A 344-nucleotide genomic window follows, 5' to 3' on the forward strand; every position below is an offset into this window, starting at 1 on the left:
TCGAACGACCAGTTCACCGCGCCGATCAGGTTCACGCCGCGCCGCGCGGCCAGGTCGTACTCGCGCGCGATCGACGCCGCCGTGTAGCTGGCGTACAGCGTGCCGTTGCGGTAGGCGTTTTCCGGATTGGTCTGCATGCCGCAGGCGGCACAGCCTTCCGGGTCGGATTCGCCGACGATGACGGGGATGTTTTTAAGTTCCGGGTATTTTTCGACGAGCGCGAAGCCTTCGTCGAGGTGACGGAAATGCGTGCCCATGCCCATGCGGACGATGCCGTCGACGACCTTCGGCGCGCCCTTGGCGTGGAACGCGACGAAGTCCAGCGGCGTGCCGGTCTTGCCGGT

1 protein-coding gene is annotated in these 344 nt (G+C 65.7%); it reads right to left on the reverse strand.

The features are described 5' to 3' along the window. On the reverse strand, positions 1-344 hold a 344-nt coding region (locus ACEN88_RS34790), incomplete at both ends, for a hypothetical protein (RefSeq protein WP_413346973.1).

Origin of the sequence: Massilia sp. CT11-108 (assembly GCF_047302915.1) — a bacterium.
GTDB lineage: Bacteria > Pseudomonadota > Gammaproteobacteria > Burkholderiales > Burkholderiaceae_D > Telluria > Telluria orientalis.